Source organism: Streptomyces sp. MNU89 (genome assembly GCF_020982505.1).
In the GTDB taxonomy this organism is placed as follows: Bacteria; Actinomycetota; Actinomycetes; order Streptomycetales; family Streptomycetaceae; genus Streptomyces; species Streptomyces xinghaiensis.
In genome coordinates, this window is the sequence record NZ_JAJKLL010000001.1 from 523143 (window position 1) to 535528 (window position 12386).

Here is a 12386-nt window from a genome sequence, read left to right on the forward strand (position 1 = left end):
CAGGGAACGGCCGTCACGGCCCCGGTGGAGATGGGCCATGCCGTCGGCGTATGCGGGGACATTTCCCCTGGCTCCGGCCGTTCATCCCGGCCCCGGGTCAAGCGTCGGCAACAAAGCTCGGGCGGCTCCCCGCGGACGCCGGGCCGGCGTCACGCGGGCGGGCCGGTGTCAGACGGACGACGCCGGGGGCCGGGCCCCCACCGCACCGTCCGAGAACGCCTGCGCGGCCGCCGCCGCGCCGACCAGCCCGGCGTCGGCGCCCATCCGCGCCGGGACGACCTCCAGGCCCCGGACGAAGGAGAGGGTGGCGTAGTCCGAGAGGGCGCGGCGCAGGGGTGCGAAGAGCACCTCACCCGCTCCCGCCACTCCCCCGCCGATGACCGCCGTCTCGATCTCCACCAGGGTGGCGGTCGCGGCGATCCCGGCGGCCAGGGCCTGCGCCGCACGCTCGAAGGAGGCGGACGCCACCGGATCGCCGGCCCGCGCGGCACGTGCCACGGCGGCGGCTGTGGCGTCGCCCTCCGAGCCGGGCCGCCAGCCGTTCTCCAGGGCGCGGCGGGCGATGTTGGGGCCGCTGGCGATGCGTTCGACGCAGCCGCGGGAGCCGCAGGGGCAGGGGTCCCCGTCGAGGTCCACGCTGATGTGGCCGATGTGCCCGGCGTTGCCGGTCGGGCCCGGATGCAGCCGCCCGCCCAGGACCAGTCCGCCGCCGACGCCGGTCGAGACGACCATGCAGAGGGCGTTCGCCCGGCCGCGGGCCGCCCCGAGCCAGTGCTCGGCCGCCGTCATGGCGACACCGTCGCCGACGAGCACCACGGGCAGCGCGCCCACCGCGAGCCCGACCTCGTCCACCAGGGGGAAATCGCGCCAGCCGGGCACGTTCACGGGGCTGACCATGCCGGTGGAGGCGTCGACCGGCCCCGCGCTGCCGATGCCGAGGCGGGTGACCCGCTCCCAGAGCGGTGCGTCGGCGGCGAGGTCGTCGAGGACGGCCCGGACGGCGGCCATCACGGTGGCACCGTCCTCCCGCGCGGGGGTGGGGCGCCGGCACCGCCGCAGGATCTCGCCCCCTCCGCCGACGAGCGCTCCGGCGATCTTCGTTCCACCGATGTCGAGGGCGGCCACGAGGTCGTTGTGCATCGGCGGGGTCTCTCCGGTGGGCAGGGGCCGCGCGCCGGTGGGCGGGCCTGGGACGTCGGGCATCACGCATCAGTCTCCTTGCATTTGACAACGTTGTCCAGGCCGTATGCTGCCAGCCACCACTCCGCAGCCGACCGAGGATCCGCCACGTGGCCGACAGCACCCGCACCCCCGAGCGCCGCTACGGCACCCGGCCCACCATGAAGGATGTCGCCGCACGCGCCGGGGTGGGACTGAAAACGGTCTCCCGCGTGGTCAACGGCGAGCCGGGGGTCACCCCGGACACCGTCCAGCGGGTGCAGAACGCGATCGAGGCCCTGGGCTTCCGGCGGAACGACAGCGCCCGCATCCTGCGCAAGGGCCGCACCGCGAGCATCGGGCTGGTCCTGGAGGATCTCGCCGACCCGTTCTACGGCCCGCTCAGCCGGGCCGTGGAGGAGGCCGCCCGCGCCCACGGGGCGCTGCTGATCCACGGCTCCAGCGCCGAGGCCCCGGAGCGGGAGCGCGAACTCGTCCTGGCCTTCTGCGCCCGCCGCGTCGACGGGCTCATCGTCGTCCCGGCCAGCGACGACCACCGCTATCTGGAGCCGGAGATCGCGGCCGGGATCGCCACCGTCTTCGTCGACCGGCCGCCGGGTCTCATCGAGGCGGACGTCGTGCTGACCGACAGCTACGCCGGTGCCCGCGAGGGCGTGGCCCATCTGATCGCCCACGGCCACCGCCGGATCGGCTTCATCGGCGACCTGCCGCGCATCCACACCGCCAGGGAGCGGCTGCGCGGCTACCGCGCGGCGATGGCGGGAGCCGGGCTGCCGGTGGACGAGGCATGGGTCTCACTCGGCCCGACCGACCCGGCACGGGTCCGCGCCGCCGCCCGCGCGATGCTGGACGGGGCGCGGCCGGTCACGGCGCTCTTCTCGGCCAACAACCGGGTGACGGTCACGGCCGTGCGCGAACTCAGCGGCCGGACCCGGCCGGTGGCCCTGGTCGGCTTCGACGACTTCGAGCTGGCCGATCTGCTCGACCCCGGGGTGACCGTGATCGCGCAGGACGCCGCGCAGCTGGGCCGTACGGCCGCGGACCGGCTCTTCCGCCGGCTGGACGGGGCGGACGACCCGCCCGAGGTGACGACCCTCCCGACCCGGCTGATCCCCCGCGGCTCCGGGGAACTGCCGCCGTCGTAGCCCGGCGGGGCGGAGGGCTCCCGGAGGTACGGGCCGAGCGGTGCCCTGCCGCCGCGACGCCGGCCCGCCCCGCCGCGGGCATCCGGTACCCGCCGTCCGGCACCCGGCCCCCGGGCGGACGCGAGGCCCCGGCGCACGGACGGTGCGCCGGGGCCTCGCGGAAACCACGCGGAGGTCAGCCCTTACGGGCCTTGACCTCCTCGGTCAGCTGCGGGAGGACCTGGAAGAGGTCGCCGACGACGCCGTAGTCCACCAGGTCGAAGATCGGGGCCTCGGAGTCCTTGTTGACGGCCACGATGGTCTTCGAGGTCTGCATACCGGCGCGGTGCTGGATCGCCCCGGAGATGCCCGCGGCGATGTAGAGCTGCGGGGAGACCTGCTTGCCGGTCTGGCCGACCTGGTTGGTGTGCGGGTACCAGCCGGCGTCCACGGCGGCGCGGGAGGCACCGACGGCCGCGCCGAGGGAGTCGGCCAGCGCCTCGATGACCGGGAAGTTCTCGGCGCCGTTGACGCCGCGGCCGCCGGAGACCACGATCGCGGCCTCGGTCAGCTCCGGGCGGCCGGTCGACTCGCGCGGGGTGCGCGAGGTGACCTTGGTGCCGGTGGCCTTGTCGCCGAAGGTGACGGCGAGCTGCTCGACGGTGCCCGCGGCCTGGGCGGCCTCCGGGGCGGCCGAGTTGGGCTTGACGGTGATGACCGGGGTGCCCTTGCTGACGCGGGACTTGGTGGTGAAGGCGGCGGCGAACACCGACTGGGTGGCCACCGGGCCCTCGTCACCGGCCTCGACGTCGACGGCGTCGGTGATGATGCCGGAGCCGATGCGGACCGCGAGGCGGGCCGCGATCTCCTTGCCGTCGGCGGAGGACGGCACCAGGACGGCGGCCGGGGAGACGGCGGCGACCGCGGCCTCCAGCGCGTCGACCTTCGGCACGACGAGGTAGTCGGCGAACTCGGGCGCGTCGGCGGTCAGGACCTTCACGGCGCCGTACTCGGCGAGCACCGGGGCGGCGGTGTCGCCACCGGCACCGAGGTGCACGGCGACGGGCTCACCGATGCGGCGGGCGATGGTCAGCAGTTCGAGGGTCGGCTTGCGGACGGAGCCGTCCACGTGATCGACGTAGACGAGAACTTCAGCCATGGGAATGCTCTCCTGCGGATACGAGTCTGGATCGGGGTGGGTGCTGAAGCTCGGCTCAGATGAACTTCTGGCCGGCGAGGAACTCGGCGAGCTGCTTGCCGCCCTCGCCCTCATCCTTGACGATCGTGCCCGCGGTGCGCGGCGGGCGCGGCGTGGCGTCCTCGACCTTGGTCCAGGCCCCTTCGAGGCCGACCTCGTCCGCCTCGATGCCCAGGTCGGACAGGTCCAGGGACTCCACCGGCTTCTTCTTGGCCGCCATGATGCCCTTGAAGGACGGGTAGCGGGCCTCGCCGGACAGGTCGGTCACCGAGACCACGGCCGGCAGGGCGGCCTCCAGCTGCTCGGTGGCGGCGTCGCCGTCGCGGCGGCCGGTGACCTTGCCGTCCTCCACGGAGACCTCGGACAGCAGGGTGGCCTGCGGAACGCCGAGACGCTCGGCGAGAAGGGCCGGGAGCACACCCATGGTGCCGTCGGTGGAAGCCATGCCGCAGACCACGAGGTCGTAGCCGACGTGCTCGACGGCCTTGGCCAGCACCAGGGAGGTGCCGACGACGTCGGTGCCGTGGAGGTCGTCGTCCTCGACGTGGACGGCCTTGTCGGCACCCATCGACAGCGCCTTGCGGAGCGCGTCCTTGGCGTCCTCCGGGCCGACGGTGAGCACGGTGATCTCCGCGTCGTCCGCGTCCTCGGCGATCTGGAGGGCCTGCTCGACGGCGTACTCGTCGAGCTCGGACAGCAGACCGTCGACCGCGTCGCGGTCGGTCGTCAGGTCCTCCGCGAAGTGCCGGTCGCCGGTGGCGTCGGGCACGTACTTCACACAGACAACGATCCTCAGGCTCACGCCGGCTCTCCTACCGCATCGTCTCTCATGAACTGCCTTGTGGGAGGCAGCATAGGCGCCTCCTCGGGCCGGACCCCGTCCGGGACATCCCGCGCTCCCGGCAATATATTACTCGCCAGTACACCCAGCCGGGCGCCCGCGTGCAAGGGCGGTGAGCTGTGACCTCCGCTACGGTGTGCAACCGCACCGCACGGGTACGCGGGGCCGGTGCGCGGGCACAGCCGGGACCCGCCGCTCAGCCCCGCAGGCCGTTGAACCGGCCGTCGTGGTAGACCAGCGGCCGGCCGGCGCCGCCGGCGTCTCCCCCGACCACCTCCGCGACGACCAGGTGGTGGTCGCCCGCGGGCGCGCGGGTGATGATCCGGCCCACCAGCCAGGCCGGCACGCCCTCCAGCACGGGGACTCCGTGCGGCCCGTACGACCAGCGGGTGGGCGGGGCGAAGCGGTCGGCGCCGCGGCGCGCGAAGGTCTCCGCCAGCTCCTGCTGGTGCTCCCCCAGGATGTGCACCCCGATGTGCCCGGCCTCGGCTATGACGGGCCAGCTCGACGAGGCCGTGCCCACCCCGAAGCACAGCAGCGGGGGTTCGGCCGCCACGGAGGTCAGCGAGGTGGCGGTGAACCCGGCGGGCCGGCGGGCGTACGCGGTGATGACCGCCACACCGGCGGCGTGCCGGCGGAAGGCGGAGCGCAGGAGGCCGGTGGCCTCGACCGGGGACGTGTCGAGGTCGGACGAGGCCGTCATCAGGGGTCCTTGGGTTGTACGGACAGGGCCGGGAGAAGGGGGCGGGTCAGCCGTCGGAACGGAGCGCGCGGGCGCGCCGGGCGGGGTCCGCCGGCGTCCGGAGGTGGGGGGTTCTCGGCCGCATCCCGCCACCTTGTCGAGACGCGGCGGGCAGCGTCAAGGCCGCACCGGCCGATGGGACCAGAGTCACGATCTTGGTCGTCACACGGCCTCCCCGAGCGCGGCGATGACGTCCGCGCGCCGCGGGACACCGGTCGCACGGCGGAGGATCCGCCCGGCGGGGTCGAGGACGAGCACGGTGGGGGTGCTCTCGATACCGAGGGCCCGGACGAGTTCCAGCCGCGCTTCGGCGTCCACCTCGATGTGCGCGACACCGCCGACCATGTCCGCCACCGCGGCGAGGACCCGCCGGGTGGCCCGGCACGGCTGGCAGAAGGCCGTGGAGAACTGGACGAGGGTGGCCCGCTCCCCCAGCCCGGCGCCGAGGTCCTCCGGCCCCAGGCGCCGCGCGCCGCCCTGCTCCCGTGCTCTTCCGCTCCGCTCCCGCACCGTTCCGTCCTCCCTGCCGCGGCCGCCGCCGTAGCGCGGCCCGCCGCCCGGGCCGCCCGTGCGTGTGCAGCGTACGGACCGCCGCGCCGATTCCCGCTCGGCCGCCGTGCGCCTGCCTCCGAGCGCCTTCCCGCGCGTACGCGCCGTATGACCGGGGAAGGAGCCCGGGCGGAGAGCGGCGGACCGGACGTGACGAGGATCTCCCGGAGAGACGCCCCGCGGGGTGGCCGCCGGGCGGCGGTATCGGGCACGATCGGCCGCAGCCGGAAACCTACGGCTCCGTAACTTCTCCGGGAGAACCTCCCGGGCACAGAAGGGCCCCCCGCATGGCAGAACTCGTCTATCCGCCGGTGATCGGTCTCGCGCGCACCATGTTCAAGGCGCTGGACCTCCGCATCGACATGCGGGGCACCGAGCACATACCGCGGCAGGGGGGCGCGGTGCTCGTCAGCAACCACATCGGCTATCTCGACTTCGTCTTCTGCGGGCTGACGGCCCGGCCGGCGAAGCGCCTGGTGCGGTTCATGGCGAAGGAGTCGGTCTTCCGGCACAAGGTGTCGGGGCCGCTGATGCGCGCGATGAAGCACATTCCGGTGGACCGCGCGCAGGGCGAACAGGCGTACGCGAACGCGCTGAAGGCGCTCCGCTCCGGTGAGATCATCGGGGTCTTCCCCGAGGCGACCATCTCGCAGTCGTTCACGCTGAAGAACTTCAAGTCGGGTGCGGCCCGGATGGCACAGGAGGCGGGGGTCCCGCTGCTGCCGATGGCCCTGTGGGGCACTCAGCGGATCTGGACCAAGGGCCGGCCGCGCGACATGGGCCGGAACCACATCCCGATCACCATACGGGTGGGGGAGCCGTTGGCGGCCGACCCGGACGATCCGGCCGCCAACGTCACCCAGCGGGTCAAGGTCCGGGTGCAGGAGCTGCTGGAGGCGGCGCAGCGGGCCTATCCGGTCCGGCCCAGGGGCCCGGAGGACACCTGGTGGGTGCCGGCGCATCTCGGCGGCACGGCGCCGACCCCGGCACAGGTCCGCTCCCGCGACGACGGCTGAACCGCCACCACCGCGCCGCACCACCGGCCCGGGTCCCCGCGAACGTCAGCGGGGACCCGGGCCGGCGTCGTCGGGGAGTTCGGCCGGCAGCAGGCGGAACAGCTCCTCCCGGTCGGCGGCCTTCCGCAGGGCGTCCAGGACCGGGGGCGGCGGGGTCGCGTAGAGGGTGCGGTAGTCGGTGTCGCCGCTTCCGGGCCGCACGGTCCACGCCGGCCGTTCCGTCTCCGGGGCCGGGGAGAACCGGGCGTCCACACCCGGCTTGTTGCCACGCGGGTCCTGGCGGGCCCAGTGCGGCCGCCCGGGGAGCCGGAGCGCGACGAGGCCGTGGACGGCACCGTCCAGCCGCTGGTAGCAGAGCCCGGCCGGAATGCCCTCGGCCCGCAGCAGGGCCGCCAGGGCGTGGCACTTGGCGTAGCAGATGCCGGTGCGCTGCTCCAGCACGTCGGACGCGCGCCAGGTGACGCGGTCGTCCCCGGTGTCGGCGGAGTGCGGGACGGTGTCGCGGACGAACGCGAAGGCGGCACGGGCGTATGCCTCCGGGGTGCCGGCGCCGGCGCGCAGCCGGGCGGCGGTCTCCCGCACCAGGGGGTGCGTGTGGTCGATGGCGTCGTCGGCGGCCAGATACGCGGAGGGGTCCGGGGAGTCGGGCCGCAGGTCGGGTGGGGGCATGGCCCGCAGCGTAGGGACACGTCCGGCCGCGCGTCAATGGACTTGCGGCCGGACGCATACCTATGCGATGCGGGGCTGTCAGCGGTCAGCTCCGGTGCATCTCCTCCGCCAGCGCGGCCGTGAAGGCGTCCACATCCGCTTCGGTGGTGTCGAAAGCGCACATCCAGCGGACGATTCCGGCCTCCTCGTCCCAGAAGTAGAAGCGGTGCCGCTTCTGCAGCCGCTCGGCGGCGTCACGGGGCAGCCGGGCGAAGACGGCGTTGGCCTCCACCGGGTGGACGATCTCCACGCCGGGGACCTCCCGTACACCCGCCGCCAGCCGCTGCGCCATCGCGTTGGCGTGCGCGGCACTCCGCTGCCAGAGGTCGCCGGAGAGCAGCGCCTCGAACTGCACCGAGACGAAGCGCATCTTGGAGGCGAGCTGCATCGACAGCTTGCGCAGATGCTTCATGGCGCGCACCGCGTCCGGGTTGAGCACGACCACGCACTCGCCGAAGAGCAGCCCGTTCTTGGTGCCCCCGAAGGACAGCGTGTCCACGCCCGCGTCCGTGGTGAACGCGCGCAGCGGCTCGCCCAGCGACGCGGCGGCGTTGGCGATCCGGGAGCCGTCGAGGTGGACCGTCATCCCGCGCTCGTGGGCATGGTCGCAGACGGCCCGGATCTCCTCCGGGGTGTAGCAGGAGCCGAGTTCGGTCGTCTGGGTGATCGAGACGACCTGCGGCTGCGCCCGGTGCTCGTCGTCCCAGCCGTACGCCTCGCGGTCGATCAGCGCGGGGGTGAGCTTGCCGTGTTCGGTGGGCACGCCCAGCAGTTTGAGCCCGCCGACCCGCTCGGGGGCGCCGCCCTCGTCCACGTTGATGTGCGCGCTCTCCGCGCAGATCACGGCGCCCCAGCGCTCCGTCATCGCCTGGAGGGCGACGACGTTGGCGCCGGTGCCGTTGAAGACGGGGAACACCTCGGCCCGGGGCCCCAGATGGGAGCGGAACACCTCCTGGAGGTGGCGCGTGTAGGCGTCCTCGCCGTAGGCGGTCTGGTGACCGCCGTTGGCGAGGGCCAGCGCCGCCAGGATCTCGGGGTGCGCGCCGGCGTAGTTGTCGCTGGCGAAGCCGCGCGCCGCGGGGTCGTGGCGGCGTACGGCGTCGGGGCGGGCGGTTCCGGACGCGCCGGGGTCACCGGCCTCGGTCAGGGTTGCGGGGTCAGCCACAGGCGCTTTCCGTTCACTTCCTCGGCGGGCTCGTCCCAGACACCGGCGATGGCCTCGGCCAGTTCCCCGACGTCGGTGAAGCCCGCGAACTTCGCGTGGGGGCGCTCGGCACGCATCGCGTCGTGCACCAGCGCCTTCACCACCAGGATGACAGCGGCCGCGGGCAGCCCCTCGCCGTCCCCCTCCTTGCGGAGGGCGTCGGCGAGGGCGAGGGTCCACGCCTCCGCGGCGGCCTTGGCCGCGGCGTAGGCGGCGTTGCCGGCCGTCGGCTTGCTGGCGCCGGCCGCGCTGACGAGCACGTAGCGGCCCTTGTGGCTGCGGCGCAGTGCGTCGTGGAAGGCGAGCGAGGTGTGCTGGACCGTGCGGATCAGCAGGTTGTGCAGGGTATCCCAGTCCGCGAGCGGAGTGGCGGCGAAGGTCTTGCTGCCGCGCCAGCCGCCGACGAGGTGGACGAGGCCGTCGATCCGGCCGAACTCCTTCTCGGTGCGGTCGGCCCAGGCGCGGGTCGCCTCCAGGTCGAGCAGGTCCACGGTCTCGCCGGTGACCACGGCCCCGCCGTGCGCGTAGCGGGCGGCGTCCACCGCCTCGGCGAGCCGCTCCACGTCGGCGTCGGCGGCGACGACGGTGGCCCCCGCCTCGGCCAGCCGCAGCAGGGTCGCCCGGCCCGCGGGGCCGGCCGCGCCGGCCACCGCCACCACGGCGCCCTCCAGCGGGCCGGTGCCCGCGGTCTCCTCCACGCTGCCGTTCATCGTCGTCGCCTCCTCGTCCGTACCGCTCACGCGGCCGCCGTTCCCGGGGTTCCCGCTGCGGTGATGCCCTTCGTGGAGGCGATCACACCACGCAGCTTCTTCGCGAGCGCCTCGTAGAACATGCTGAGCGGGAACTCGTCCGGAAGCACCTCGTCCACCAGCTTGCGCGGCGGCAGCGACAGGTCGAGCGCGTCGGGGCCCTTGTTCCAGACGGACCCGGGGTGCGGGGCCAGATAGGCCGAGACGAGCTCGTAGGCCGCGAACCAGTGCACGAGCTTGGGCCGGTCGATGCCGTCCCGGTAGAGCTTCTCGATCTCGCCGAGGAGCTGCTGGGTGACCTGCGGGGCCCGGTCCCAGTCGATGTGCAGGGTGTTGTCCGTCCAGCGTACGACGTCGTGCCGGTGGAGGTAGGCGAAGAGCAGCTGGCCGCCGAGCCCGTCGTAGTTCTTGACGCGGTCGCCGGTGACCGGGAAGCGGAACATCCGGTCGAAGATCACGGCGTACTGCACGTCGCGGCCCTGCGGCAGCCCTTCCTCCGCGAGGCGCACGGCCTCCCGGAAGGCGGTGAGGTCGCAGCGCAGCTCCTCCAGGCCGTACATCCAGAACGGCTGCCGCTGTTTGATCATGAACGGGTCGAACGGCAGGTCGCCGTGGCTGTGCGCCCGGTCGTGGATCATGTCCCAGAGGACGAACGCCTGCTGGCAGCGGTCCTGGTCGGTCAGCATGGCGCGGACGTCCTCGGGGACGTCCACACCCAGGATGCCGACCGCGGCCTCGGTGACGGCGCGGAAGCGGGCCGCCTCGCGGTCGCAGAAGATCGCGCCCCAGGAGAAGCGGTCGGGGACCTCGCGGACCGCGACGGTCTCGGGGAAGAGCACGGCGGAGTTGGTGTCGTAGCCCGCGGTGAAGCCCTCGAAGGTGATGCCCAGGAAGAGCGGGTTGTCGAAGCGCTCGCGCTCCAGGCCGGCGAGCCAGTCCGGCCAGACCACGCGGAAGACGACGGCTTCGAGGTTGCGGTCCGGGTTGCCGTTCTGGGTGTACATGGGGAAGACGACCAGGTGCTGCCGGCCGTCCGCGCGGTCCTCCGCGGGACGGAAGGCGAGCAGCGAGTCCAGGAAGTCCGGCACACCGAAGCCGCCGTCCGCCCAGCGGCGCAGGTCGGCCACGAGCGCCCGGTGGTACTCGGCGTCGTGCGGCAGCAGCGGGGACAGCTCCTCCACGGCCCCGGCCACCCGGCCGACGGCCGCCTCGACGGCGGAGCGGCCGGGGGTGTTCCCGTCCGTGAAGTCGATCGAGCCGTCCTTCGACTGCCGGGAACGGATCTCCTCCACGGCGGCCCGGAGCACGGGCCACGCCGGATGGTCGATCACCCGCTCAACCGTGGAAGCTGAGGCTTCCCGCTCTTCACGCACAAGAATTTCCGTCATCACTACCCCTTAACCAGAGAAATTTCGCTTCGCTACGGTACCCGCTAAAGAATCTGCTGATCAACCGGGGCCACCGGAAGACATTCGGCGAATGTAGAGCACGGCCGCAAGTTTTCCCGTGTTGGACAGTACCCACGGTCACATCACTCACTCCTGCCGCTGGAGAGGCGTGGGTCACCCGCCCGGACGTCAGCCCGGCGCACCGTCCTGACACACATGGGTGAGGAGCGCGGAGACCTCCGACGCACAGCGGTGCGAACCGGCCCGCTGCCATTAGGCTGCGTGCTGGTTCACGGGGGCAGCCGTGGGTGGCTGTCCCTCTCCGGGGACGACCCCCGTCCCCGCGGATTGGAGGACTCGTGACCTTCCTCGCCATCGGACACCGCGGAGTCATGGGCGTCGAACCGGAGAACACCCTGCGCTCCTTCGTCCGGGCCGACCGCGCGGGCATGGACGTCATCGAGCTGGACCTGCATCTCAGCAAGGACGGCGCCCTGGTGGTGATGCACGACGCCGAGGTCGACCGGACGACCGACGGCAAGGGACCCATCGGCGACCTCACCCTCGCCGAACTGCGCGAGCTGGACGCGGGCCAGGGCGAGCGCATCCCCGTCTTCGAGGAGGTCCTGGACGCCGTCCGGGCGCCCCTGCAGGCCGAGATCAAGGATGTGGCGGCGGCCCGTGCCCTCGCCGAGGTGATGAACCGCCGCGACCTCACCGCCCGGGTGGAGGTGCTCTCCTTCCACGACGAGGCGCTGCTGGAGATCACCCGGCTGGTGCCCGGCGTCCGCACCGCCCTCGTCGCCAGCCGCTACGGCACCGAGGTCGTCGGCCGGGCGGTGGCCGCCGGCGCGACGACGCTGGTGCTCAACATCCGCCGGCTGACCCTGGAGATCGTCGAGAAGGCCCGGGAGGCCGACCTGCGGCTCATCGGCTGGACCGTCAACACCCAGGACCATCTGCGGCTCGCCCGGGCGTTCGGCCTCGACGGCGGCACCACCGACTTCCCGGAGATCAAGCGCACCTGCCGCTTCACCGCCTGAGCGGGGCGCCGCGCCCGGGCGCGGGCGCGGCGCCCTCAGCCGAGGGGTTTCACCAGCAGTTCGAAGCGGAGATCGCCGCGCCGCGGAATGCCGAAGCGCTCGTTCCCGTACGGGAAGGGGCTGGTGCGGCCGGTACGGCGGTATCCGCGCCGCACGTACCAGGCGATGAGGTCCTCCCGGGCGGTGAGCACCGTCATCTGCATCTCCCGCGCGCCCCACTCCTCCCGCGCGGTCCGCTCGGCCTCGGCGAGCACCACCCGGCCCAGCCCCTCCGCCTGGAGGGCGGGGCGGACGGCGAACATGCCGAAGTAGGCCAGATCACCGCGGCGCTCCAGCTGGCAGCAGGCGACGAGGGCGCCGTCCCGCTCGGCGACGAGCATCCGGCTGTCCGCGCCCGTCACGACCTCGGCGACCCCTTCGGGATCGGTGCGCTGCCCCTCCAGCAGATCGGCCTCGGTGGTCCAGCCGGCGCGGCTCGACTCGCCGCGGTAGGCGGACTCGACCAGCCCGACCAGCGCGGGCACGTCGGCCTCGGCCGCCGTGCGGAACGCGAGTCCGGCGGCGGGCTGGGAGGCGGTGGTTCCGGTGAGCTGGTCCATGGCGTGCGCTCTCTCTCGTACGGGCCCGCAGGCTCCGACGAGGCTA

Annotated in this window: 13 protein-coding genes; 3 read left to right on the forward strand and 10 right to left on the reverse strand. The window is 73.5% G+C overall.

Annotated elements, in window-relative coordinates; all coding sequences use genetic code 11:
* Positions 1 to 168 precede the first annotated feature (168 nt).
* Entirely contained in the window at positions 169 to 1140 is a 972-nt protein-coding gene (locus E4N63_RS02380; RefSeq protein WP_230242304.1) for an ROK family protein, read from the reverse strand.
* A gap of 200 nt (positions 1141 to 1340) precedes the next feature.
* On the opposite strand from E4N63_RS02380, the gene E4N63_RS02385 reads away from it, so the two are divergent.
* Positions 1341 to 2324 (forward strand): LacI family DNA-binding transcriptional regulator, encoded by a 984-nt coding sequence (locus tag E4N63_RS02385; RefSeq protein WP_268271119.1) that lies wholly within the window; start codon positions 1341 to 1343, stop codon positions 2322 to 2324.
* Between the two features lie 175 nt (positions 2325 to 2499).
* Here the strand turns inward: E4N63_RS02385 and E4N63_RS02390 are convergent, their stop codons facing one another.
* The 4 genes from E4N63_RS02390 to E4N63_RS02405 all read right to left on the reverse strand — a co-directional run bounded on the left by E4N63_RS02390 (position 2500) and on the right by E4N63_RS02405 (position 5594).
* A complete protein-coding gene (locus tag E4N63_RS02390; protein WP_125623464.1) occupies positions 2500 to 3462 on the reverse strand; it encodes an electron transfer flavoprotein subunit alpha/FixB family protein in 963 nt (320 codons plus the stop codon).
* Between the two features lie 55 nt (positions 3463 to 3517).
* Positions 3518 to 4303, reverse strand: a complete 786-nt coding sequence (locus E4N63_RS02395; protein ID WP_039820823.1) for an electron transfer flavoprotein subunit beta/FixA family protein — start codon at positions 4301 to 4303, stop codon at positions 3518 to 3520.
* A 235-nt stretch (positions 4304 to 4538) separates the two neighbouring features.
* Entirely contained in the window at positions 4539 to 5045 is a 507-nt protein-coding gene (locus E4N63_RS02400) for a flavin reductase family protein (RefSeq protein WP_125623463.1), read from the reverse strand.
* Positions 5046 to 5246: 201 nt separating this feature from the next.
* Positions 5247 to 5594, reverse strand: coding sequence for a thioredoxin family protein (locus E4N63_RS02405; RefSeq protein ID WP_228430359.1), 348 nt, complete (start codon positions 5592 to 5594; stop codon positions 5247 to 5249).
* Positions 5595 to 5920: 326 nt separating this feature from the next.
* Here E4N63_RS02405 and E4N63_RS02410 point away from each other — a divergent pair, with 326 nt between their 5' ends.
* The gene (locus E4N63_RS02410; RefSeq protein ID WP_125623461.1) at positions 5921 to 6649 is read left to right on the forward strand and encodes a 1-acyl-sn-glycerol-3-phosphate acyltransferase; all 729 of its coding nucleotides are present in this window, start codon (positions 5921 to 5923) and stop codon (positions 6647 to 6649) included.
* A gap of 45 nt (positions 6650 to 6694) precedes the next feature.
* Here the strand turns inward: E4N63_RS02410 and E4N63_RS02415 are convergent, their stop codons facing one another.
* From E4N63_RS02415 to E4N63_RS02430, 4 genes are all read right to left on the reverse strand, one after another.
* Positions 6695 to 7318: a transglutaminase family protein gene (locus tag E4N63_RS02415; protein WP_125623460.1), complete on the reverse strand. Its 624-nt coding sequence runs from the start codon at positions 7316 to 7318 to the stop codon at positions 6695 to 6697.
* Between the two features lie 85 nt (positions 7319 to 7403).
* Complete coding sequence (locus E4N63_RS02420) at positions 7404 to 8522, reverse strand: low specificity L-threonine aldolase (RefSeq protein WP_374112664.1); 1119 nt, start codon at positions 8520 to 8522, stop codon at positions 7404 to 7406.
* Complete coding sequence (locus E4N63_RS02425; protein ID WP_230242306.1) at positions 8501 to 9271, reverse strand: SDR family NAD(P)-dependent oxidoreductase; 771 nt, start codon at positions 9269 to 9271, stop codon at positions 8501 to 8503. The genes E4N63_RS02420 and E4N63_RS02425 overlap by 22 nt, the downstream gene beginning before the upstream one ends.
* 26 nt (positions 9272 to 9297) lie before the next feature.
* Positions 9298 to 10698 carry a DUF6421 family protein gene (locus E4N63_RS02430; protein ID WP_125623459.1) on the reverse strand — a complete coding sequence of 467 codons (1401 nt, stop codon included), beginning with the start codon at positions 10696 to 10698 and terminating at the stop codon, positions 9298 to 9300.
* A gap of 359 nt (positions 10699 to 11057) precedes the next feature.
* Between E4N63_RS02430 and E4N63_RS02435 the strand changes: the two genes are divergently transcribed.
* A complete protein-coding gene (locus tag E4N63_RS02435) occupies positions 11058 to 11741 on the forward strand; it encodes a glycerophosphodiester phosphodiesterase family protein (protein ID WP_125623458.1) in 684 nt (227 codons plus the stop codon).
* A gap of 35 nt (positions 11742 to 11776) precedes the next feature.
* Here E4N63_RS02435 and E4N63_RS02440 read toward each other — a convergent pair whose 3' ends face one another.
* Positions 11777 to 12340: a GNAT family N-acetyltransferase gene (locus E4N63_RS02440; RefSeq protein ID WP_125623457.1), complete on the reverse strand. Its 564-nt coding sequence runs from the start codon at positions 12338 to 12340 to the stop codon at positions 11777 to 11779.
* Positions 12341 to 12386 lie beyond the last annotated feature (46 nt).

Coding starts and splice junctions, on each gene's coding strand:
- E4N63_RS02380 (WP_230242304.1), bottom strand. CDS start 1,140: ATGCACAACGACCTCGTGGCCGCCCTCGACATCGGTGGAACGAAGATC.
- E4N63_RS02385 (WP_268271119.1), top strand. CDS start 1,341: ATGAAGGATGTCGCCGCACGCGCCGGGGTGGGACTGAAAACGGTCTCC.
- E4N63_RS02390 (WP_125623464.1), bottom strand. CDS start 3,462: ATGGCTGAAGTTCTCGTCTACGTCGATCACGTGGACGGCTCCGTCCGC.
- E4N63_RS02400 (WP_125623463.1), bottom strand. CDS start 5,045: ATGACGGCCTCGTCCGACCTCGACACGTCCCCGGTCGAGGCCACCGGC.
- E4N63_RS02410 (WP_125623461.1), top strand. CDS start 5,921: ATGGCAGAACTCGTCTATCCGCCGGTGATCGGTCTCGCGCGCACCATG.
- E4N63_RS02415 (WP_125623460.1), bottom strand. CDS start 7,318: ATGCCCCCACCCGACCTGCGGCCCGACTCCCCGGACCCCTCCGCGTAT.
- E4N63_RS02425 (WP_230242306.1), bottom strand. CDS start 9,271: ATGAACGGCAGCGTGGAGGAGACCGCGGGCACCGGCCCGCTGGAGGGC.
- E4N63_RS02430 (WP_125623459.1), bottom strand. CDS start 10,698: ATGACGGAAATTCTTGTGCGTGAAGAGCGGGAAGCCTCAGCTTCCACG.
- E4N63_RS02440 (WP_125623457.1), bottom strand. CDS start 12,340: ATGGACCAGCTCACCGGAACCACCGCCTCCCAGCCCGCCGCCGGACTC.